Here is a 22785-nt window from a genome sequence, read left to right as displayed (position 1 = left end):
ACCGGGACCGGCGACTGAGCGGCACTGGTTCAAAGAAAGATCCGGAAACTTCCGCGGGCGGCCGCCAAGGCAAAGTACAGAATGCCCTCAGACCCCAAAATCCACAGCGCGGCGACGGCGGCACTCCAGCTGTTCGAATGTGGCACGGAGCGCCTAACGGCAGGTATGGCCTGGACCAGGCTAAGCACACCGAATAGCACCGGCAGGCTCCAGAAGACCGCAATCGCCGCCCAGTCACGGCCTCCACTGCCTTCGTCCGGACGCGTGAAGAGTGCCACAAGCAGACTGGGCATAACGGTGAGCAACATGCTGGGAATTATCAGCATGCCAAACACGAGGCTCGCTACTCCAGAGCCGCTGCCGCGTTGATTCAGGGGTGCAGGCTGATGGTTGATCTCTTGCGTCTGCGGCACGCTCATGTGTCTCCCATGGGTTCAGTGGCCAGATCTTGCGGAGTCCGGCCCGTTCAGCCCACAGTATTTGCCGGGCGATGGAAGCCGACACTGATTTCTGGCCTATGTGGATAACTTCCGGCAGCCTGGCCCGGCAGCGGCTGCCGTTGCCGCTCATCCAGGGTCCCGGACCACGATCCCCGTGGAAGGTCTGTGGGGGACCAGTGCGCAATCCTGCGAAAGCTCCTGCAAGAATGGGCGCGTGACCGAAGCGAGGAATGCAGCGGCGAAGAATGCAGTGCGCCGGGACGTTCGCGACGGCGGCCCCAGCACGCTGGTGGACGCCGAAATCGATGAAGTGCCCGCAGCCGGGCCCACGCACGTCGGCAGCACCCGGGTACTGATCTACCTTGGCGTGTGCCTGGTGCTGATCGGGCTGAACCTGCGCACGGTGTTCTCGAGTTTTGCGGCGGTGCTCCCGGAACTCACGGCCGGTGCCGGCCTGCCGGGCTGGGCGGTAGTGGTCCTTACCACGGTGCCGGTGACACTGCTGGGTGTCTTTGCGCCGCTGGCACCTGTTCTTGCGCGGCGCTTCGGCGCCGAACGGGTGCTTCTTGGTGCCATGGCGGTGCTGACTACGGGCCTGCTGCTCCGTCCTGTGGAGTTCCCCGGGGCCGGGCATCTACCGGCGCTGCTGGCCGGAACCGCTGCCTGCGGTGCCGCGATCGCGCTGTGCAATGTGCTGCTTCCCGGCCTAGTGAAACGCGATTTCCCGCACCGGCTCGGGCTCATGGGCGGGCTCTACACCACAGCCATCTGCGCCTCGGCGGCCTTGGGTGCCGGGTTCACCTACCCCGTGTTCAGTGCAACGGGCGAATGGCCTGCGGCGCTGTGGGTCTGGGCGATGCCCGCCGCCGTCGTGCTTCTGCTGTTTCTGCCGCTGGCCGCCAGGCAGCACCAGGGACGCCACACATCTCGGGCGGAGGGAGTCAGTGTGTGGCGCTCGGCGGTTGCCTGGCAGGTGACCATCTTTATGGTGCTGCAGGCCATGATGTCCTTCAGCGTTTTCGCCTGGCTGGCGCCGATCCTGCGCGAACGCGGCGTTGGCGGTGGGACGGCCGGGGTTATCGTGTCGGCATCGATTGTGCTGCAGATGCTGGGTTCTCTTTTTGCGCCGGCGCTGGCCACGAGGTTCCGCGACCAGCGCGTCATCAATACCGTGGTGGCGCTGATGACCGGCGGGGGATTCGCGCTGAGCATCTTCGGACCGCTGGACCTGATCTGGGTGTGGACCGGCTTGCTAGGACTGGGCCAGGGAAGCCTGACGGCGGTGGCACTGACCATGATCATGGTCCGCACCCGGGACGGCCACGCTGCCGCGCACCTCTCCGGAATGATGCAGGGGGTGGGCTACGGGCTGGGCTCCACCGGAACGCTGATGGTGGGCCAGCTGCACCAGTCCACGGGTTCGTTTACCGCCGCAGGTGTGCTGTTTCTGGTTGTTGGCACCCTGGCTGGCGTGTTCGGGTACCGCGCGGGGCGGAACCGCTTCATCGGCGACTGAGCCGCGAAAGCCGGTCGCCGCCGTCGTGCTTTGTCCCCCGACTGGGTAGCAGCAGACGCTGTTTTGCGCGCGTGTCATGTCTCAGGAGCTCGTAGACAGTTCATGTCTCACGTTCTTGTAGACACTTGGTGTCTCATGACCATGTAGACGGTTGTCCTGAGGGGTCCTGGGCTGGTTGTGGTGTGGTGCCGGTTTTTCGTGGGTAGTGTTTTCTCTTCTTGCGTGCTCCGACGGGGTCGGCCGCGATGCCTGAGTGTGGCCGTATGGTTTTGCCGTTGCCGACGTAGGCTGTTCCCTTGGCGGGTCTGGGGTGGCTGATGATCTCGGTGCCGTGGGGGTCGAAGAACAAGATGGTGGCCTCGTCATAGACGATATGCACGGTTGCGCCGATGTGTTCCTTGCCCATCCTGAAGTGGGTCCCCAGGACGGTGGCGCAGCCCTGGCGGTCGACGCGCCGTTGGGTGCTGCGGCGTTCCGTGCCGGCGGCCGCGTCCGGTTCCGGCGGTGTGGGTCCGGGCGCCTTGGGAGTGGCGTCCCAGGCCTCCTGCGGGGTCAGGCCGGGGGCCAGGGCCTGGTGTTCGCGTTCGGTGTTGTAGTAGCGGTCGAACGCGTCGATCTGGGCCTGCAGTTCGGACATCAATTCGGCCGGCGGTTGCCGGTGAAGGTAGGTGTGCAGGGTCTGGTGGAAGCGTTCGTTCTTGCCCTGGGTGGTGGGTTTGTGGGGTTTCCCGGTGATCGGCTGCACACCCCTGGCTTTGAGGAACCCGACCAGGGCGCCCGTGCGTCCGCGCCGGGTCGGGTTCAGGGCCGCACCATTATCGGACAGGAATTTCTCCGGCACGCCGTGGCGTTCGATGGCCAGGGTGGCAATGGCGATCGCTGCCGCGCTGGTCTCCCCGGTGGCCACCAGCGAGGCCAGTGCCAGGCGGGAATGGTCGTCGATGAGCTGGAAGACCGCGACCTTCGTTCCGCCGGCCAGGAGCCACTCGGTCGCGTCGATCTGCCAGCATCCGTTCGGCTGCGGGTAGACGAATCTCCGGTAGGCGCTGCGGGGCTTCTTCCGCGGCTCCGGGACCGCGGCTCCGGCCCGGGAGAAGATCCTGGCCACGGTCGCCCGCGACGGCGGAGCGAAGCCCTGCCGGGTCAGCTTGGCCACCACCGACAGCGGGCCGTGGTCGAACCCGGCCTGCATGAGCCCGGCACGCGTGTCCACCACGAGATCGACCATGGCGGGGGCCGTGGCGGAAGGCCTGCCCAAGGGGATCGGGGGCTTCTTCTCCAACGCCTTCACCGGCCCCACAGCCACGGCTGCGGCGCGGACCTGGTAGAACCAGGCCCGGGACACCTGGTGTTTTTTGCAGAACGCACTCACGGCCCCGCGCGGGGCATCCGCCGGCCAGGTGGCGACTGCGTGACGGATCTTGATATCGGGTTGGGGTTTGTTCATGCATCTGAGCAAACCCCAACCAAGTGTCCACGAGGTCCTGAGACATGAGTGTCCAATAAGACATGAGACTTAACAGTCGTTTTGAGCACGCAAAACAGCGTCTGCTGCTACCCAGCTGGGCTGTCAGGCCGGCTACTGAGTCAGGTCCTTGCCCATGGTCTCGGGGATGCTGAAGACGAACACTGCGCTGATAGCCAGCAACACCACCGCGTACACATTGAACAGGTTAGGCATCTGCATGGTGGTGCCCAGCCACTGCTGCAGGTACGGTGCGGTTCCGCCGAACACTGCCACGCAGATGGAGTACGGGACGCCGACGCCCACGGTCCGGATGCTTGTGGGGAACAGCTCGGCGTACACCGCGGGAACAATCGCGGCGCTCGCGGCGATGAAGATGAGCATCACGGACATGCTCGCGGCCAGCTGCCAGGCGGAGTCCTTGAGCAGCCACGTCATGGGGAAGTGCATGATGCCGGTGCCGATCGCGCCTGCCCACAGGACCTTTTTGCGGCCGATGCGGTCAGAGAGCTTGCCCCAAAAGGGGAGCGCGGCGATGAATACAAGGTTGCCGATGACGCCCGCCCACAGGGCTTCGCCGCGGTCGATCTTCAGCGCGGTGGTGGCGTAGCTCGGAGCCACAACGCCCCAGACGTAGTAGATGACGGTGAGCCCAACCGTCAGGCCGATCACCTGCATGGCCTGCTTGCGGTGACGGACAATCTGCGGCCAGATCGGCGCGCGTTTCTCGGTGGGTGACTCACCCTCGAAGACGTCGCTTTCGTGCAGACGGGACCGCATGATGAGCGCGTAGAGGCCCAGGGCTGCGCCGATCAGGAACGGGATGCGCCAGCCCCAGGCATTCATGACTTCCGTGCTGAGCGCCATGTTCAGGACAGCGCCCAGCAGCGTACCGAACAGGATGCCCACCGTGCCGGACGTGTAGATCAGGGTTGCCCAGAAGCCGCGCTTTTCCTTGGGCGCCACCTCGGAGAGGTACGTCTGCGACGACGGCAGCTCGCCGCCGTGTGCCAGGCCCTGGACCAGCCGGGCCACCAGCAGCATGAGCGAGGCCCACGCGCCGACGCTCGCAAAGGTGGGAGCGATGCCGATCATCAGGCTGCCCACGGAGGCCAGGCCAACGGCCAAGGTCATGGAGGTCTTGCGGCCAACACGGTCACCGATCCAGCCGAAGAGGAAGCCGCCGAAGGGGCGGGCAACGAAGCCGACGGCGAAGATCGCCAACGTGGATAGCACCGCCGACGCCGGGTCCGCCTTGCTGAACAGCTGGCTGGCGATGAACGGGGTAAAGGTGGCGTAAATGGCCCAGTCGTACCATTCGACGGCGTTGCCGATGCCGGTGCCGATGATGGTTTTCCGGGTAGACGCCCGGTCGGTGAGCTGAGGGTTGACGGTAATGGTCATGGTTTTCTCTCCGGGATGGTGGGTCTAGGACGCGTTGTTGGCGGACGCTGGCGCGGCTGCTGGCGCGGATGCCAATGTGGCGAGCCGCGAAATGGCGAGTTCCGCATAAAGGGTGGCCCCGTCGGCCAGCACGCCGTCGTCGAACGTGGCGTACGGCGAGTGGTTGTACGGGGACGTCGCGTGGTCGTTGCCCTTCGGCACGGCGCTCAGGCCGATAAACGTGCCAGGTACCTCGGCCAGCACGCGTGAGAAGTCCTCGGATCCGCTCAGCGGCGTGGCCCAGCGGGAGAGCCTGGATTCGCCGAACAGCCCGGTGATGACGTTTTCAGCGGTGTGGGTCTCGTCCACATCCGTAATGGTGAGCGGGTACTCCTGCCTGTAGTCCACATCGACGTCCAGGCCGTGGGCTCCCGCGATTCCGCGGAGCAGCCGCGGCACTGCCTCCATCATCTTCTGCCGGGATTCTTCGGTGAACGTCCGGATGGTGGCCTCGATGCGGGCGGTTTCCGGGATGACGTTGCGCTTGGTGCCGGCGTGGAACACACCGACGGACAGGACTACGGGATCGAACATGTTGAACTGGCGGGTCACCATGACCTGGAGGGCCGTGACCATTTCCGCGGCCGCCGTCACGGGATCCTTGGCCGAATGCGGGGCGGAACCGTGGCCGCCGGCGCCCAGCACGGTGACAACCAGGCCGTCCGAGGAGCTGAGCATTACCCCGGGCTTCGTGCAGAACTTGCCGTGGGGCTCCAAGGAGGAAAACACATGCATGCCGTAGGCGGCGTCAACGCGGCGGCCGGCTGCATCCAGTACGCCTTCGCGGATCATGTAGCTGGCACCATCGAAGCCCTCTTCGCCGGGCTGGAACATCAGGACGACGTCCCCGGCCAGCTGGTGCCGGTGTTCGGCCAGGAGGGTGGCGGCCCCGGCGAGCATGGAGGTGTGGAGGTCGTGGCCGCAGGCGTGCATGGCGCCGTCGATCCTCGAGGTGAAGTCCACGCCGGTTTTTTCCTGGACAGGCAGGCCGTCCATGTCGGCGCGCAGCAGCACGACGGGCTTGTCGGCGGAGGCGTGGCCGGCGCCGCCGCGCAGCACTGCGGTGACCGACGTCGTATCCCGGCCGAGCGTGATTTCGTAGGGAAGACCGTCCAGCGCCTTGAGCACCTTTTCCTGGGTGCGCGGGAGCTGCAGGCCGATCTCCGGTTCGCGGTGGAGCTCGTGGCGGAACCGGGCAATGTCGTCCTGCAATTCCCTGGCGTCGGTGGTGATGGTCATGTGTTCTCCTGGCCTGCAATCGGATTCCGGGTTTCCTGTATTGCCATTGTGTGGTGACGGGCTTCACAATCTTCCGAACCACTGAAAAGATTCATTTAGATGCCAGAATTAACAGGATTCGCGCGCTGATAATGAAGGAGTCGCTGATGGAACTCAGTGAAGAGGATCTTCGGCTGATCAATGCCCTGCAGATCTCCCCCCGCATCAGCTGGTCGGACGCCGCCGACGTCCTCGGCGTCCATGCCACGACGCTGGCGACGAGGTGGGACCGGCTGCGTGCCGCAGGTGCTGCATGGACCACGGCGCATCTCATGGGCGATCCCACGAACGCCTGCCTGGCGCTGGTGGATGTGGATTGCGAGATGCACCTCAGGCCCGACGTCACGGCCGCGCTCGCCGCGATCCCGGAAGTGATCACCGTGGAGGAGGCAGCGAGCAACCGGGACCTCATGCTGACGGTGATCACCCGGAATCTGGGGGAGTTCAGCAACCAGATCGTGCCCCGGCTCAGGGAGATCCGCGGACTGACGAAATACCAGACCTCGCTGTGCACCCGGATCCACACGAGCGGTTACGCGTGGCGGCTCAATGTGCTGAGCCGGGCAGAGCAGCAGGCGCTGCGGTCCCTGGCCGGACCGGAGGCTGCAGGTCCGTCCACGTCCGACGCCGTCAGCGCGCCCCTCCCGGACAGCCACCTCGCGCTCTTTCCGTTCCTGGCACGTGACGGCCGGGCGTCAGCGGCCGAGATTGCTCGCGCACTGGGGCGGCATCCCGCCACGGTGCAGCGGCAGCTTGGCCGGGTGCTTTCCAGCAGGCTGCTGTCCTTCCGTTGCGAAATCGCGCAGAAGTACTCCGCGTACCCGGTCACCTGCCAGTGGTTCGCGAACGTTCCGCCGGGAGGGCACGAGGCCGCCGCGACCGAACTCCGGGCCGTCCGGAACGTCAGGTTCACGGCATCCACCACCGGCCGGACCAACTTTGTGATCATCATGTGGCTGCGCTCGCTGGCCGACGTCCTGGAGATGGAACTCGCCATCCAGCAGCGCATTCCGGGCATCGAACTGGTTGAGAGCGTCGTCATGCTGAATACGGCGAAGCGCGTGGGCTGGATGCTGACCCCGGACTCGACGGCGAGTGGCGCCGTCGTCGTCCCCGGTCCCGAAGTGAAGGGCCCAACTGACTGACAGCAGGTGTCGTTTTGAGCGCTCAAAACGACACCTGCTGCCAGCTAGTTTGGGGGCGTTTGGAGACCCGGGTTAGGGTTCCCAGCGGCGAGGGCCGGAGCCGGTGCCGCCCAGCTCGTCGCCGGGGTTCTGCAGCCTGCATGCTTTCAGACTGAGGCAGCCGCAGCCGATGCATCCGTCGAGGTCGCGCCGGAGATGCTCCAGGGCCTCGATGCGCGAATCGAGCTCGGAGCGCCAGAGCCGCGAGAGCCTGGACCAGTCGCGTTTGGTGGGTGTCCGCCCTTCCGGCAGGGATTCCAGTGCCGCGCGGACGTCCTTCAAGGGAATGCCCACCCGCTGCGAGACGCGGATGAATGCCACGCGCCGCAGCATGTCGCGGCGGTACCGCCGCTGGTTGCCGGAGGTCCGTTCCGAGTCGATCAGCCCGTTGCGTTCGTAGAAATGAAGGGCCGACGGCGCCACCCCGCTCCGTTCCGACAGCTCGCCGATGCTGAGGGCATGGTGTGCTCCACCGGCGAGCTGTGGCATGCTTCCCCTTAGTTGCAATATGTCATTCCGCCCGCAGGACGGATCCTTGACCTCAACCATAGTTGAGGTTCTAGGGTTGCGTCCATGACAACTGATCAGGCCATCACTGTGCGCGATTCCGCCGTTTCCGTCTCCAGCCCGCCCGCCGGCATCCTGCAGCGCCCCTATGTGTGGGTGACCATCGGCGCCTGCGCTCTGGTGTTTCTGGGCGCGTTCGAATCGCTGGCGGTGACCACCATCATGCCGCTGGTCAGCCGGGAGCTTGACGGGGCGAGCCTGTACGCCCTGGCTTTCGCGGGCCCGCTCGCCACCGGTGTGATCGGCATGGTGGCTGCAGGGAACTGGTCTGACCGGCGGGGGCCGTCCGCGCCGCTGTATGCCTCGGTAGCGATGTTCGTGCTGGGCCTGCTGATCGCCGGAACCGCCGGATCCATGACCGCGCTCCTGGCCGGCAGGCTGGTCCAGGGGCTCGGCGGCGGCGCCATGACGGTTGCCCTCTACGTGGTGGTGGCGCGTGTCTATCCGGGCACGCTGCACCCCAAGATCTTCGCGGCCTTCGCCGCCGCATGGGTCATCCCATCCCTCGTTGGGCCGTTCGCCGCCGGGATCGTCGCACAGATTGCCAGCTGGCACTGGGTATTCCTCGGCGTGGTGGGGCTGGTGATCCCGGCGCTGGTGATGATTGTGCCCGCGCTCCGGGGGCTGGACCGCGCACCGGAAGGCAAAGCGAAATCGGCCAGGCACACCCCCAGGCCCACCCCGTGGGTCTTCGGCCGGATGGCCTGGGCCGCACTCGCTGCGTTGGCAGTCCTCGGCCTGAACCTCTCAGCCGAGGTCCGCATAGCCAGCGTCCCCGTGGCCGGAGCGCTGCTGGCCGTTGCCGCCGTCGCGGTTGCCCTGGTTGCCGTCCGCCCGCTCGTGCCGGGAGGAACCCTGACCGCCCGGCGCGGATTGCCCAGCGTCATCCTCACACGCGGGCTTGCCTCGGCCGCATTCTTCGGGGCCGAGGTCTACCTGCCGTACCTGCTGATTGAGCGCTACGCCTTCCCGCCCACGTTTGCCGGCCTGACACTCACCGGCGGCGCGTTGGCGTGGGCCGGGGCTTCGGCAATCCAGGGCCGGCTCGGCGCGCGGCTGATCCACAGTGCGGCGGTGCGGATCGGTTCGGTCCTGGTGCTCGCCGCCGTCGTCCTGGCTCTGGCAACGACAGCGTTCAGCTGGCCGGCCGCCGTCGCGATTGCCGGCTGGATCTTCGCCGGTGCGGGCATGGGCCTGATGTATCCGCGCCTGAGCGTTATGACACTGGCACTGTCCACGAAGGACACCGAAGGCTTCAACAGCTCGGCGATGTCCATTTCCGATTCCCTCGGCGGGGCGCTGGCGCTGGCGACCACGGGCATTGTGTTCTCGGCATTTACGACGACGGCGGGCTCGTTTTCGGGGGTCTTCGCACTGGCGGCGGTCATCGCCGTAGCCGCGGTGGCCATTGCGCCGAGGGTTGCCACGCGACCGAAGAAGCTGCAGAAGGATCCTGCTTCGGCCTAAGTGTTGTCGTGACCCGGCTGAGACGCGCTAACGGCAGGGGCCGCCGCGCCGCGGTGCAGGCAAAGGGAGACTGCCTGCACCGCGGCCGGGGTCAGCGGGCGACGTCGACTTTTTCGGCTGTGGACATGGCCTTCCATTCTTCGATCCGGGCCTGCTGGAGGGGGGTCTGGCGGTTGAAGTACCACGCCACGCCCAGCAAGATGAACCAGACCGGCGCCACCACCAGCGCAAGACGCGTGTCAGCGGCCTGAGCCAGCGCCACGAGCATGAAGATGAAGAACGCCAGCACCACATACGGCATGACGCGCGAGGCCGGCATCTTGAAGGCCGAGGCCGCGTGCAGCGCGGGCCTGCGCCGGCGGAACACGATGTAGCTGATGAGGATCATGGACCAGACAAACATTGTCAGCACCGACGCCACTGAGGTGACGATGGTGAAGGCGCCGATGACGGAGTCGCCGGAGTAGAGCAGGACCAGTCCGGCCAAGAGGAAGATGCAGGAGAACAGCAGGGCGTTCTGCGGAACCTTGCGGATGCTCAGTTTCCCGAAGGCCTTCGGTGCGTTGCCGTCCTGGGCCAGGCCATAAACCATGCGGGAGGTGGAGTAGATTCCGGAGTTGGCGCTGGAGGCTGCGGAGGTCAGCACCACCAGATTGATGACGACGGCGGCGATGCCCAGGCCGGCCAGGGTGAACATGCCGATGAACGGGCTGCTGGCGGCGTCGATGCTGCGCCACGGGTTGACCGCCATGATGACCACCAGGGCGCCCACGTAGAAGAGCAGGACACGGACCGGTATGGAGTTGATGGCCCGGGGCAGGTTCTTTTCGGGGTCCTTGGTTTCCGCGGCGGCGGTGCCCACCAGCTCGATGCCGGCGAAGGCGAAGATGGCAATCTGGAAGCCGAGGACGAAGCCGAACATCCCATGGGGGAACATTCCGCCGTCGTTCCACATGTTGGCCAGATTGGCCACCGCGCCGTTGGGCGACGTGAAGTGGGTGGCGATCATGACCACGCCGGTGGCGATCAGTGCGACGATGGCCACCACCTTGATGATGGCGAACCAGAACTCCGCCTCACCAAAGGCCTTGACGCTGGGAAGGTTCAGCACGATCAGCACCAGGGGCGTGATGAGCGCCGGGATCCACAACGGTGTTCCCGGAGCGAGCTTGTCGACGTAGCCGGCGATGGCCACGATGTCGGCGACGCCGGTGACCACCCAGAAGAACCAGTAGGACCAGCCGGTGAAGAAGCTGGCCCACGGGCCCAGGAGATCCCCGGCAAAGTCGCTGAAGGACTTGTACTTCAGGTTGGAAAGCAGGATCTCACCCATGGCCCGCATCACGAAGAACAGCATGAAGCCGATGATCATGTAGACGAAGATCACGGACGGGCCGGCCAGTGAGATGGTCTTGCCGGAGCCCATGAACAGGCCGGTGCCGATGGCGCCGCCGATGGCGAGCAGCTGGATATGGCGGTTGCCCAGCGCGCGGGCCAGATGCGGTTCCTGGCTGTGGCCCCCGGTGGCGGATTCGGTTGCGGTGTTCGCGGCAACCGTGGTGGTGCGTTCAGACATAAATGCTTCTTTCCTTGTCACGGGCGGGGCGAAGCGGGAACCGGAGGGCCGCAACGCCGACAGTGCGGATCCCTCACAGATGTGACGGAGGTAACAGATCGGGCTTGTGGATCAACAATAGGTCCACGTTTCGGGCCGTTCCGAACCCTCCGGCGGGCGGCCGGTCCGCGCCGATGGGCGGTCCGGGCAGCCACGGCGACTGCCCGGCGCGTCCTCGCCGAGCGTCGGGAAAGGGCATTCTCCCGCGTGGTGCCGCGTTTAGCGGAGAGGGCGTGCGCAGCCCGTCCGGAGCCGCAGGCCGGCGTCCTGGCCTGGCGGCTGGAGGGAAAGTTACTCGACAAATGTCGAGGTTCGTGGAACCAAGTGTCGACCCTTGTCCGCCGGGTTTTCGAACCGAGCATGAACCTGTCAACGCGAGCGATGGTCCAGCCGTTCGTCCCTCAGCTGCGCGGCCGGGCTAACGACCGCCTTTCATCTTGTGCCTGCCGCCGGAGCGGTTGTTGGCGATGATGCACTTGAGCATTTCGATAAGTGCGGCGGCGTTGACCGCCTCACCTTGGCGGAAGGCAACGGTGCGTGCGGTCTTGTTGTCATGTCCTGCCGCGATGATGTGTTCGGGATCAGGGACCATGGCGCCGTCGTACAGGAACAGATTGACGTGGTCCTTGGCTGCCAGCAGTGCGCAGATGTTGCCCTGGAGTACGAAGTACGGACGATTCGTTTCGTTCGCTTGATGGTTTCGACGACCTCGGGGTCGGCGGCGTGGACCACACTCCGGACCTCATGGCAGATGGCTTGCTGCCAGTCCGGCAATGCGTCGATATATTCGTCGACGCGCGGATCGACGGCGTACCTCACAGCTGCCCACCTTCCCTAGTGGCCCGCAATACGGCGTCGGCGATCGTGGCCCGCTGCCCGTCCGGGCCCTCGACCGCGCGCTCCCGGCTGGCCGCCACGTCCAGCCGCCAGCCCGGTCTGGTGGGATGGAGCTCGAATGCCAGCTGCTCAGGCGTGAAGAACCTGTCAGCTGACATGTGGCTGCCCCAGGGCGGCAGCCGGTCCGGGTGGTGGCCCACAATCAGCAGGGTGCCGCCCGGCCGCACGGCCGATGCCGCCGCCTTGAGCGATTGTTGCCATGGAAGGGCCGGAGAATGCAGGAACTGCGCGGACACGAGATCGAATTCCGCTTCGGGTTGCCACGCCGCCAGATCCTGCTGCACCCACGTGATCCGGGGCCCGTGCTTTGCCTCCGCGGCATGCGCCGCAGCGCGTCCAAGCGCGACGGCGGACACGTCGACGGCGGTGACCGTCCAGCCCTGCTGTGCGAGCCACAGGGCATCGGCGCCTTCGCCGCAGCCGAGGTCCAGAGCCCGGCCCGGCTTCAGCCCGGATGCCTCCCGCACCAACTGGGGGTTGGGCTTCCCGCTCCAGATGCGCGGGCGGGTCCGGTACATTTGGTCCCAAAGGTGAGCGGCGCCGTCGTGCGTGTTGCCTTGATCCTGGTGGTGCGCTCCCGGATGATCCCTGCCGTGTTCCGTCATGGCTCCAGCCTGCTCCACGGCGCCCGGCATGGCAACGGTTCCCAGCCCAACTGGGTCGCATTAGATGTCGTTTTGAGCGCTGATAACGACATCTAATGCCGGTCAGTTGGGGAAGTGGGAGGGGGCGGGGAGTGGGATGTCGGGGCCCTGGTCAGGCGGATGATAGACTGGTGGAACTTGATGTGCAGTGATGCCCACTTTTGAACTGGTTCATCAACCGGTTCGCCCCAAGGATTCGTCCGGCAGGGAGTGGGCTATTTTCATGTGAGAGGCACATCCTGCGTCGATGAACGCGTTCTATTTGGTCCCAGCCGCCGCCTTGTATGTTTGGCAGCAGCCCGGTTGACCACCTGACTTTTCTTCGGCGAACCCCTGAGCCAACCGGCATCGGGGCCGATATCCTCACGGATACCGCCAGAAAGACCCTTGAAATACATGACTACTTTCGCTGCCCTTGGCACGCCCAAGGCCCTCGCCGACACCCTCACCGCACAGGGAATTGAAACCCCGTTCCCCATCCAGGTGAAAACCCTCCCGGACACCCTGGCCGGACGCGATGTCCTTGGCCGCGGCCGCACTGGCTCCGGTAAGACCATTGCTTTCGCTATCCCGCTTGTAGCACGACTCGCTGAGCGCGAAGCCAAGCATTTCCGCAAGCCGGGCCGCCCCATGGGCCTGGTCCTTGCACCCACCCGCGAGCTGGCTACGCAGATCAACGCCACCATCGAGCCGATGGCCAAGGCCATGGGCCTGACCACCACGGTGATCTACGGCGGCATCTCCCAGGCCCGCCAGGAAAAGGCACTGCGCGCCGGCGTTGACATTGTCATCGCCTGCCCGGGCCGCCTGGAGGACCTCATCCGCCAGCGCATCCTGACCCTCGAAGCCGTGGAAATCACCGTGCTGGACGAGGCCGACCATATGGCCGACCTCGGCTTCCTGCCGGTCGTCAAGAAGCTCATGGACATGACCCCCGCCAAGGGCCAGCGCCTGCTCTTCTCGGCGACACTGGACAACGGTGTGGACAAAATCGTCCAGCGTTACCTGTCCAACCCGCTGACGCACGCCGTGGATGATCCCCAGGCCTCGGTCACCACCATGGAACACCACGTCCTGGTGGTCAACGACCAGACCGTCAAGAAGCAGCTGATTGTTGAGCTCGCCTCGGGTGCCGGACGCCGTGTGCTGTTCATGCGCACCAAGCACCACGCACGCAAGCTGGCCAAAACCCTGACGGACGCCGGCATCCCCGCCGTCGACCTTCACGGCAACCTGTCGCAGAATGCGCGTGACCGCAACCTGGCGGAGTTCTCCTCCGGCGAGGTCCGTGTCCTGGTGGCCACCGACGTCGCAGCCCGCGGCGTCCACGTGGACGACATCGAACTGGTCATCCACGTTGACCCGCCCACAGAACACAAGGCTTACCTGCACCGCTCAGGCCGTACGGCCAGAGCGGGCTCGGATGGCACTGTGGTCACTCTGACCCTGCCGGAGCAGCAGTCTGACGTCAAGAAGCTGATGAAGGCTGCCGGCGTCGAGGTTAACTTCGAGCGCGTCACCGCCAACTCCCCGCTGGTTGCTGAACTGGTGGGCGAAATGGCCGACAAGATCGATCCCCGCACCCGTGCGGCACTACTGGCGGCCAAGTCGCAGCAGGGCGGCGGAGGCTCCACCGGCGCCAACGCCGAGCGCAAGCGCGCACGCCGCACCACCCAGGCTGCACCCACCGCGGGTGGCCGTGGTGGACGTGGCGGCCGCGGGCGGGTTTCGTCAGAAGCCCCGCGCACCGATCTTGCCCGTGCTGACCGCCGCGCCGTGGCTTACGAGGGCCAGGCTGCTGCCCGCAACGCTGCAGAGCGCGTCACGGAGAAGAACGAAGACCGCATGGACGCCGAGCGCGCCGAACGCCGCAGCTCACGCGCCCGCAGCACTGCCTACACGCACCGCAACGACGTACCCGCAGCAGGTGGCCGTTCATCGGCTGGCCGCGGGTCTGACGTGCGGGCACCTGAAGGACGCGGCGACTCACGCGGTGCTTCGGCTCCGCGCGGCGGCGCAGCAGGAGGCCAGCGCAACGGACGTCCGGCAACGGGACAGCGTGCCGCCGGAACCGGCGCCCGCACAGGCGGAGCCGGCCAGCGTGCAGGTGCCGGGGCTTCAGGCAATGCAGGCAACAAGGCTGTCTGGTCTTCCAACACAGGGGGCAACTCCGGTGGATCCTACGCCGGCGGCGGCAACGGCCGCTCCAGCGAAGGCCGTCCGGCCCGCAGCGGCCCCCGCCGTGCTTCGGCTCCGGCCTCTAACGAGCGCCGCAGCCGCTAGGCTCTGAAACTAAACATCGAGTGCTCCGTAAACGCCGTTTAGCAGGATCATAACGGCGTTATCGGAGCACTCGATGGCATTTAAGCGGCCTACCAGCCGCGGGCGCGCCACTCCTGCAGGTGCGGGCGTTCCGCGCCGAGGGTGGTGGGCCTGCCGTGGCCCGGGTGCACCACGGTGTCATCCGGGTACGCGTCGAACAGCCGCTCGCTGACATCGGCGATCAGCTGCTGGAACCGCTCCGGATCCTTCTGGGTGTTGCCAACGCCCCCGGGGAACAGCGAGTCGCCGGAGAAAATGTGCGCCGGGCCCGCCGGGTCCCGGTACACATAGGCGATGGATCCCGGCGTGTGCCCTCGCAGGTGAACTGCGGTGACATCGAAGCCGTCGAAGTTCCCGACGTCCCCGTGCTCCAGCAGTACATCAACGGCTACCGGCAGCTCCGGGGCATCATCCACGCCGGCTGATGTCCTGACCCCGGTGGCTTTCACGAGCCCTGGCAGCGCGCGGACATGGTCCCAGTGCTGATGTGTGGTGGCGATCAGTGCGAGCTTCGGTGTCACCTCACTGTCCGCAGAGGAGCCTGCGATCAGGCTCTGGATTGCGGGCAGGTCGTCGGCGGCGTCGATCAGCAGCTGCGCACCCGTTGCCTTGGCGGTGAGCAGATACACGTTGTTGTCCATCTCGCCGACCGAAATCCGGCGGATGGTGATGTCGCGCAACGAGTGAATGAGTGTGTCCATGGGCCTCAGTCTACGGAAACGCTATTCACGGCCCTCGGACACCCACTTGGGATCCGCGGAACGGGAGCCGACGACGGCGTCCGCAGCGGCGTCGAGCTTCTCCAGTTGCGCTGTGGTGAGGGTCAAAGCGAGGGCGCCAAGGTTTTCGTCGACCCGGCGGGCCTTGCGGGTGCCGGGGATCGGGACCACCGGCAGGCCGAGCCGTGTGCCCTGCGCCAGCAGCCAGGCGAGCGCCACCTGTGCGGGCGTTGCGCTGCGCCCTGAAACCACAAGTTCTGAAGCGACGGACTGCACGGCTGCCACAACGGCCTGGTTGGCGTCCAGGGCGCCGTCGGCGAAACGGGGGATCCGGCGTCGGAAGTCGTTGTCTCCCAGCTGGGAGACGTCAACGGTGCCGGTGAGGAATCCCCGGCCCAGCGGCGAGTACGGCACAAAACCCACGCCGAGCTCGGCCGCGGCCGGAACAACGTTGCGTTCCACATCGCGGCTCCAGATGGACCATTCACTCTGGACCGCGGCGATGGGGTGGATGCTGCTTGCTTCGCGCAGCTCCTCGGCTGTCACTTCAGACAGGCCAAGGTGCCGGACCTTGCCCTGCTGCACGAGCTCCGCCATGGCCTCCACGGTTTCCACAATCGGAACGCGGAGGTCACGGCGGTGCATGTAGTAGAGGTCGATGACATCCGTGCCCAGGCGCTTGAGGCTGGCCTCTGCAGCCTGCTTCACGTAGGCGGCGTCACCCCGGACATCCGTGTAACCGGCGGCCGGGTTGCCCACCAGGGCGAACTTGGTGGCCAGCTGGATCTCGCCCCGGCGCTCCGTGAGTAGCTGGGAAATCAGCTCCTCATTGCTGCCTCCACCGTAGATATCCGCGGTGTCAATGAAGCTGACGCCGGCATCAACTGCGTGGTGCAGAGTCTTTATCGCTTCGGCCGGGTCAACCTCGCCGTAGACCGGGGTGAGGGCCATGCCGCCGAATCCGAGCGGGCTGACAACAAGGCCGTCGCCGAGCTGAACTGATGTTGCTGCCGTCATTGTGGTTCTCCGCTTCGCTGTTGGGAGGTGCCGTGTGAGTTGTGCGGCGCTGACTGCCTCCCCTGCCAAGAACCCCGGCAGCCGCGTCAGTATTCCTGACCATCCTGACCATCCTGCCCAGTTGCCCATTCCCAATCGGTGGGCTGCCCGGCGTGTTGGGGCCGACACGCCGCATGGAGCCGGACTAACTGGGCGGGAGAGCCGGCAACTTGGTTGGCGCACCGGCTGGCAGACGCTTCAGCCCCGCAGCGCACCCCACAATTCCCGCGATGAACATCAGCTTCAGCGGGCTGGCAGGTTCGACGCCGGTGAGCATCGCCCAGCCCACGGTCAGGGCCGCGCCGATCCCAGGGGCGCCACGCCTCGTGTTGGGATCCACGTCGATGTCCGCCGGATCATCGAGCAAAAGCGGGTCGGGACGGAAGCAGGCAAGCACTTCCATCAGACATCATGTCCCGAGCCCCTCCCACGTTTTCACGGGAAATGGTCGTCGACACGCCTCGCCATCGGGCATGGCTGAATGCTTCGTCTCCCGTGGCCGGTAGCCTCGTTTGGCGGTTTCGGTCCTGCTCAGGCCGAAGGCTCAGTCGGCCTGTTTGCGGGCGGTCAACGCGACAGCCCACACAAGTCTCTGCGCCGTGAAGCCTTTGGCAGGTCGACCTGGTTCCGTAGCGGAACGACCGGGCTTGGCCTGTCGGTGTCAGGTGGCGGGTTGCACGGTGAGGGTGCTCACACCGTAGATGCCAAAGAACTTAGTGAATGCCAGCACCTGGGGAGCTGCCCCCTGGGCGTCTGTTCGAAAAGTTACCAGCGGGATCTGCATGCCGTGGAATGTGCTGGAGGCGGTGTAGGCCGTGTTCGGAGTCAGCCCCTGCGCGCTGAGCTCGACCATGTCCGGCCCCGTCAATCCACGCACCGTCAGCCCGACCGCTGCCTTGGGCTCACCGGGTACGGACACATCGGCGTTCGCGACCGGTTGATCGAGTCCCTGGCGGCCGAGATTTGTTCGCCTGTACCGGACGGGACGGCACCGGCAACGTAGATGAGGGCCTGCCCTTCCTGGCCGACGTGCAGGGTATCAACCACCTTTTGTGTGGCCGTGCTAATGACGTCCACGGTGTCCGAGTGCTCGTTGACGACGTAAACCCGGCTGCTGTCCGGGCTCGGCCAGATGCCATGCGGTTCTACTCCGGAGGAAGCAACCGAGCCGACATACGATGGTTCTTCGCGGGCGGAATCCTGCCGGTAGACCTTGGTCTCACTTGATCCCCCGACCGTCAGGTAGACGGACTGGCCCTTCGGAGTATCAACAAAATTGGGGTGGTTGGTGCCGGGGCCGGTGGTGAGCTTCGTAACGACCCGGCGCCCGAGGATGTCGATGACACTGACCTGGCGTCCCGGGAAAACCCCAGACCATGCACATCGACCGCACGCAAGTACTGGGGACCCAGCACATCAGTCAGTCGCGGGCCCCCGAGGGAGATGGTGCCCAAAACCTTGACCGTTGCCGGATTGATGACCGTCACAGTGTTGGAGGTCTGGTCCGCCGTGTACACACGGTCACTCGCCGAGATGGGCTGTGCGCCGGGTAACGCCGGAGCCTGCTCAGGCCCTGTCCGGGAATCCTTCCGGATTCGCGTGCGCGGCAGACGCCGGCGGGTCATCGACAGCCCCGGTACTTACGGCCCCGGTGGTTAGGGCCGCGGCATAAAGAGAAGGCACGATCCTGATCCCGTGCCCGGATGGATGGCACACAATGGTGGCACGCCAAGTCCGACTTGTAGCTGATCGTGTCCGGGTGGGGCGCGTTCCGGTTCCGGCCCGGGTCCGGGCTGCACACGGAAGAAAAGTATGCAGCCCGTAGACCAGCCGGGACGACTAGCTGGCAGGTGTGCTGACTTTTTCTCCTGTGGGGGTGGTGACCCACCAGATCTTGTTGACGCCCTGGCCTTTGACGTCGCCCGGGGCGGCGTCTTTGGAGAACAGGTACAGGGGCATCCCGTTGAGCGTGACCTGTTTCGTGCCGGCCTCGGTGGTGATGACGCCGGCCTTCCCGCTCACGCCCTCCACGACCGGGGTGTCGGTGCTCGTGGTGACCGCGGACCAGATCGCCTGGCACGCCCCGGTGCAGGCGCTTTTCCCGGAGCCCTTGACGTCCTTATCGAAAACGTAGACAGACATTCCCTTTCCGTTAACAACGATGTCCCCGAGCGTCGTTTCAGCGGTTTTGAGATCCGACGGCGCGGAGCTGCTGGCCGGGGCACCAGTGGAGGCAGACGTTGTACCGGTGGACGTCGCTGCTGTGGCGCCGCAGCCGGTCAAGGCCAGGCCGGTCAGGGACACCACAGCCAAAACTGTGGTGATTCGCTTGTTCATCAAATGTGGCTCCTCTAATGACAAAGACCCCGGGTTGTTAGCCGCCGGTCGTTGCTTGGGGTTTCATCAGCGCAGGTACGCCGATGTGCACCCCCAAGCATCCTCGGAATCAGTGGACACTACAGGGGCCAGATTAGGTCGAATCATCCAGACCAGTTTTGCGGCGCGCATCTCCCGTTTATCTGGCTTTGCTGCGTGGTCGCCGGGATCGAGGAGGCCTCCGGGTTCCAGATATCAAGTTTTTCCCGGCCGGGATCCAGGCGGTTTGACGCCGGGTGGCCAGCGTCCCACCGGCTCAGCCGGTGAACGCTGGCTCCCTCTTTTCTGCGTGATCTGGCTCTGTGCACCTTAACGCTGCCTACGTAGGTTTGGGGCTACACCAGGAGGAGTGATCGGGATCACTCAAAGCTAGACTGTAGGGACCGATGCCTCCGGTGGACCCTAGTCCCGCCTCTTGGCGCAGGCGCAAAAGTGCACTTCAACGGGTTCCGTCAGAGATTTTGGAGGAAACGTGAACATTGCCGAACCTCGGCAGGCCGAGAATTCAGGCCTTACAAAGGGCCTCAAGAACCGACATATGAATCTGATCGCGATCGGGGGCGTCATTGGCGCCGGACTGTTCGTCGGCAGTGGCGTAGTGATCAGCAGTACAGGACCGGCGGCGATTGTTTCGTTCTCCATCGCCGGCATCATCACCTTGCTCCTGATGAGGATGCTTGCTGAAATGGCCGTGGCGCGCCCCGTACTGGGTTCCTTCTACGTCTATGCGCGGCAGGCGTTGGGCCAGCGGGCTGGCTTTGCCACCGGCTGGATGTACTGGTACTTCTTTGTGATTGTGGTGGCCGTCGAGGCCATCGCGGGCGGGCGGATCATCCAGCTCTGGTTCCCCATGGCCCCGCTTTGGATGCTCAGCCTGGGCCTGATGGTGCTGTTGAGTGCCACGAACATGGTTTCGGCCCGCTCCTTTGGCGAGTTCGAGTACTGGTTCTCCTCAATCAAAGTGGTCGCCATCGTGGTGTTCCTGGGACTTGGCATCCTGTGGATCACCGGACTCTGGCCCGAATCCACGCCCGGGCTGGGGAACCTGTTCGATCACGGCGGGTTCACGCCGCTGGGCTGGGGCGCGGTGCTCGCCGCCGTCGTTCCCTGTGTGGCCTTCTATACCGGCGCGGAGATCATCACCATTGCGGCGGCCGAATCGGAAGAACCCCAGCGGGCGGTCAAGAAGGCCATGCGCTCAATCGTGGCCCGGGTGGTGACGTTTTACGTCGGTTCGATCTTCGTTGTGGTGTCCATTCAGCGGTGGGACGCCGAGAGCGTTGGCGTGAGCCCGTACGCGGCCGTACTGGACGTGATGGGCATCCCGGCGGTTTCAACCATCATGAACTTCATTGTCCTGACAGCCGTGCTCTCCTGCCTGAACTCGGCGCTGTACACCACCTCGCGCATGCTTTTTGCCCTCACCCGCAATGGCGACGCACCCAAGTTCTTCACCAAGCTTTCCAAGGGCGGCGTTCCGCGCCGCGCCATCCTGCTGGGCACCACCGTGGGATACGTTTCCGTGGTTTGTGTCTATGTGTGGGGTGACGTGGTTTTCGCCTTCCTGGTGAACTCGTATGGCGCAGTGGCCCTCTTTGTCTATCTGGTGATCGCCATTTCGCAGGTGGTGCTGCGCAAGCGGCTTGACCGCGAAGACCCGGGGGCGCTGAAGCTCAAGATGTGGCTCTTTCCGTGGCTGAGCTACGCAACCATCGCGCTGATGCTGGCCGTGATCGCAGCCATGGCCATTCTTCCCAGCACCCAGTCCCAGTTCCTGATGAGCGGCGTGACGCTCGTTGTGATCCTGCTCGGCTATGAGGTGCGCAGACGATACGGGAAACGGCCCGCATCCACTCCGGACAGCGGCGATGGTCCCCCTGCAGATGAGGACCTGCATGAGGATCTGGACAAAGAACCAGAGGTAGTCCGCAGCTGATCTGCCCACGGGAAATTTTCAGCCCGGAAATCAGCCCTGGCTGCGGAGCCCGCTGCGGGAGAGTGCCAATGGAGGCACTCTCCCGCAGCGGGCTTTGGTTATTATTGGCGGCGGGCGGCCAGCATGGCCAGTACCTGGCCGACGACGGCGCTGCTGGTTCCCGCGGACAGGTCCAGTGAGATGTTCCGCCGGTAGTACGGCGACAGATCCAGCCCCACTCCCAGTCCGAAGATTTCGGCGCTGCCGGCTGCCTCATGACCGGCCACGGTATCCCGCAGGTGTTGCTCCAGATAGTGGCCGTCATTGGCCAGCGCGGTGGCACCATCCATCGGGCTGCCATCGGAAATGACCAGCAGGATCCGCCGTTCTGAGCGGTTGTCCCGGCCCCCGCTGTTGAGCCTCGCGCATGCCCAGTCCACGGCCTCGCCGTCCACGCCCTCGCGGAACAGATCCTTCTTCAGCAGCCCGGCAATGCCCGGGCGTGCACGCCGCCACGGGGTGTCGGCGTCTTTGAATACCAGGTGCCGTACCTCGTTGAGGCGCCCTGGATGCGCCGGCCTGTTGGCACGGATCCAGTCTTTCCCGGCACGGCCGCCATTCCAAGCACCAGTGGTAAAGCCCAGGATTTCGCAGCGCGCACCGGCCAGCTCAAGGGCGCGCGCATACACGTCCACCAGGGCCGCTACCGCTGCGCTGTGTTCCTTCATCGATCCGGAGCAGTCAACCAGAAATGTCACGGTGGCATCGGCCTGGGGCGCGATTCTTTCAGTCCTGAAGACCCTGCGGTCCGCGGTGGACGTGACCAGGCGGGCCAGCCGGCTGCCATCGAGGCGCCCCTCCAGTGCGTCGCTGTCCCAGCCATCGTGGATCGGTGTGGACAGCACCGCACCCAGGGCACGGCCCAGCCGGGGCACATTGATGCCCTGCCGGGTGATGTCAGCGTCCAGCTGCTGCCGGTATCCGCGCAGCAGCTCGGTGCGGACCAGGTCCGTGGCCTGAAGCTGGCGGTCATAGGCCGTGGAGAATTGCCGGTAGCGCCCGTCTCCGGCCTCCAGGGAGCCGCTGCGTCCGTACCCGGCAGTGGGGACCGCGCCGTCGTCGTCCTCCTGATCGAAGAGCAGCTGGAAAACCGGCGCCCTGCCGCCGGAGCGGGCGGGCCGCGTCTCCTGAGCTTCCAGTTGCTGGCACCGGGCCGCAACCGCCTCCGCGATGGCGCCGGCGTGCCGGGCAAAGCCGGACTGCGAGAAACGCTCCCGGCGCAGGGCGGCCAAATGGGATCCGATGCTCGGCGCCAGATCAGCCCTGGTGGATTCGATCAGGTTCTCGAAGGCTGCGGGCATGGGTTCGGCGGTGATCCGCGCCCGGCAGACCTGGGTCACAGTGAACAGCAGAATTCCCAGGGCTGTGTCGTTCAGGGTGGACGCCTCGAAGTCCTGGGACCACTGCTGGAAACGCCTGTTCAGGTTTGCCCGCACGCCGGGCATTGCAGGATCCAACAGTGATTCGGTGCGGAACTGTTCCAACATCTCAAACACCAGCATGGGTGCGGCCGCCGTGGGGCAGAGCTTGACGTGCAGCGCGGCGTCGCTGTGCTGCAGCCGCAGGGCCATGCCGTCGGCCGCTCCGCGGAAGGAAGCCAAATCAGCGTCTGCTTCCGGGTGGAGATGGGGCGCGGGCATGGCCACCGGGGTGTTTTCCCGGTAGAGCACCGGTCCGCGAAAATGCAATCCTCCCTGTCCGCTCAGCCCGCGGATGGCCGCGGCGCACAGTTCATCGGTACGCTTGCGACGGCGGAGCTCCGCTGCTGCGCCGGACCGGCCGGCTGTCTCCGACGGTTGCGTTTGGGCGGCCATGGGCGGC

At 65.5% G+C, this 22785-nt stretch carries 18 protein-coding genes and 1 pseudogene; 5 read left to right on the top strand and 14 right to left on the bottom strand.

The features are described 5' to 3' along the window. Positions 1-29 precede the first annotated feature (29 nt). A complete protein-coding gene (locus V3C33_16970; protein XAS67122.1) occupies positions 30-308 on the bottom strand; it encodes a hypothetical protein in 279 nt (92 codons plus the stop codon). A 382-nt stretch (positions 309-690) separates the two neighbouring features. On the opposite strand from V3C33_16970, the gene V3C33_16965 reads away from it, so the two are divergent. Beyond that, on the top strand, positions 691-1956 hold the full coding sequence (locus V3C33_16965) for an MFS transporter (protein ID XAS69772.1): 1266 nt from the start codon (positions 691-693) through the stop codon (positions 1954-1956). 133 nt (positions 1957-2089) lie between these two features. On the opposite strand, the gene V3C33_16960 is transcribed toward V3C33_16965, so the two are convergent. The 3 genes from V3C33_16960 to V3C33_16950 form a co-directional block, all read right to left on the bottom strand. Then, positions 2090-3403, bottom strand: a complete 1314-nt coding sequence (locus tag V3C33_16960; GenBank protein XAS67121.1) for a DDE-type integrase/transposase/recombinase — start codon at positions 3401-3403, stop codon at positions 2090-2092. 132 nt (positions 3404-3535) lie between these two features. Continuing rightward, positions 3536-4825 carry an MFS transporter gene (locus V3C33_16955; GenBank protein XAS67120.1) on the bottom strand — a complete coding sequence of 430 codons (1290 nt, stop codon included), beginning with the start codon at positions 4823-4825 and terminating at the stop codon, positions 3536-3538. A 24-nt stretch (positions 4826-4849) separates the two neighbouring features. Next, positions 4850-6103: a M20 family metallopeptidase gene (locus V3C33_16950; GenBank protein ID XAS67119.1), complete on the bottom strand. Its 1254-nt coding sequence runs from the start codon at positions 6101-6103 to the stop codon at positions 4850-4852. A gap of 146 nt (positions 6104-6249) precedes the next feature. Between V3C33_16950 and V3C33_16945 the strand changes: the two genes are divergently transcribed. Beyond that, positions 6250-7287 carry an Lrp/AsnC family transcriptional regulator gene (locus tag V3C33_16945; GenBank protein XAS67118.1) on the top strand — a complete coding sequence of 346 codons (1038 nt, stop codon included), beginning with the start codon at positions 6250-6252 and terminating at the stop codon, positions 7285-7287. Between the two features lie 72 nt (positions 7288-7359). On the opposite strand, the gene soxR is transcribed toward V3C33_16945, so the two are convergent. Continuing rightward, a complete protein-coding gene (gene soxR, locus V3C33_16940) occupies positions 7360-7815 on the bottom strand; it encodes a redox-sensitive transcriptional activator SoxR (protein ID XAS67117.1) in 456 nt (151 codons plus the stop codon). 84 nt (positions 7816-7899) lie between these two features. Here soxR and V3C33_16935 point away from each other — a divergent pair, with 84 nt between their 5' ends. After that, positions 7900-9360, top strand: coding sequence for an MFS transporter (locus tag V3C33_16935; protein ID XAS67116.1), 1461 nt, complete (start codon positions 7900-7902; stop codon positions 9358-9360). A gap of 91 nt (positions 9361-9451) precedes the next feature. Here V3C33_16935 and V3C33_16930 read toward each other — a convergent pair whose 3' ends face one another. The 3 genes from V3C33_16930 to V3C33_16920 form a co-directional block, all read right to left on the bottom strand. After that, positions 9452-10936: an amino acid permease gene (locus V3C33_16930; protein XAS67115.1), complete on the bottom strand. Its 1485-nt coding sequence runs from the start codon at positions 10934-10936 to the stop codon at positions 9452-9454. 457 nt (positions 10937-11393) lie between these two features. After that, positions 11394-11612 carry a DUF1801 domain-containing protein gene (locus V3C33_16925; GenBank protein ID XAS69771.1) on the bottom strand — a complete coding sequence of 73 codons (219 nt, stop codon included), beginning with the start codon at positions 11610-11612 and terminating at the stop codon, positions 11394-11396. 178 nt (positions 11613-11790) lie between these two features. Further along, positions 11791-12477, bottom strand: coding sequence for a class I SAM-dependent methyltransferase (locus tag V3C33_16920; GenBank protein ID XAS67114.1), 687 nt, complete (start codon positions 12475-12477; stop codon positions 11791-11793). Between the two features lie 435 nt (positions 12478-12912). On the opposite strand from V3C33_16920, the gene V3C33_16915 reads away from it, so the two are divergent. Then, the gene (locus V3C33_16915; GenBank protein XAS67113.1) at positions 12913-14799 is read left to right on the top strand and encodes a DEAD/DEAH box helicase; all 1887 of its coding nucleotides are present in this window, start codon (positions 12913-12915) and stop codon (positions 14797-14799) included. Between the two features lie 89 nt (positions 14800-14888). On the opposite strand, the gene V3C33_16910 is transcribed toward V3C33_16915, so the two are convergent. The 5 genes and pseudogenes from V3C33_16910 to V3C33_16890 all read right to left on the bottom strand — a co-directional run bounded on the left by V3C33_16910 (position 14889) and on the right by V3C33_16890 (position 18950). Continuing rightward, a complete protein-coding gene (locus V3C33_16910) occupies positions 14889-15539 on the bottom strand; it encodes an MBL fold metallo-hydrolase (GenBank protein ID XAS67112.1) in 651 nt (216 codons plus the stop codon). Positions 15540-15560: 21 nt separating this feature from the next. Next, complete coding sequence (locus V3C33_16905; GenBank protein XAS67111.1) at positions 15561-16574, bottom strand: aldo/keto reductase; 1014 nt, start codon at positions 16572-16574, stop codon at positions 15561-15563. Positions 16575-16758: 184 nt separating this feature from the next. Next, positions 16759-16923 (bottom strand): annotated as a pseudogene (locus V3C33_16900) (QacE family quaternary ammonium compound efflux SMR transporter). Positions 16924-17274: 351 nt separating this feature from the next. Beyond that, entirely contained in the window at positions 17275-17466 is a 192-nt protein-coding gene (locus tag V3C33_16895; protein ID XAS67110.1) for a hypothetical protein, read from the bottom strand. Positions 17467-18452: 986 nt separating this feature from the next. Continuing rightward, on the bottom strand, positions 18453-18950 hold the full coding sequence (locus V3C33_16890; GenBank protein ID XAS67109.1) for a hypothetical protein: 498 nt from the start codon (positions 18948-18950) through the stop codon (positions 18453-18455). 577 nt (positions 18951-19527) lie between these two features. Here V3C33_16890 and V3C33_16885 point away from each other — a divergent pair. After that, positions 19528-20925, top strand: coding sequence for an amino acid permease (locus V3C33_16885; GenBank protein XAS67108.1), 1398 nt, complete (start codon positions 19528-19530; stop codon positions 20923-20925). A 101-nt stretch (positions 20926-21026) separates the two neighbouring features. Here V3C33_16885 and V3C33_16880 read toward each other — a convergent pair whose 3' ends face one another. Beyond that, positions 21027-22778: a cobalt chelatase gene (locus V3C33_16880; GenBank protein ID XAS67107.1), complete on the bottom strand. Its 1752-nt coding sequence runs from the start codon at positions 22776-22778 to the stop codon at positions 21027-21029. Between the last annotated feature and the right edge of the window lie 7 nt (positions 22779-22785).

It is taken from the genome of Micrococcaceae bacterium Sec5.7 (assembly GCA_039636785.1).
In the GTDB taxonomy this organism is placed as follows: Bacteria; Actinomycetota; Actinomycetes; order Actinomycetales; family Micrococcaceae; genus Arthrobacter.
Note: the sequence above shows the minus strand (reverse complement) of the source record. Positions and strands in the feature narration are given on the sequence as shown.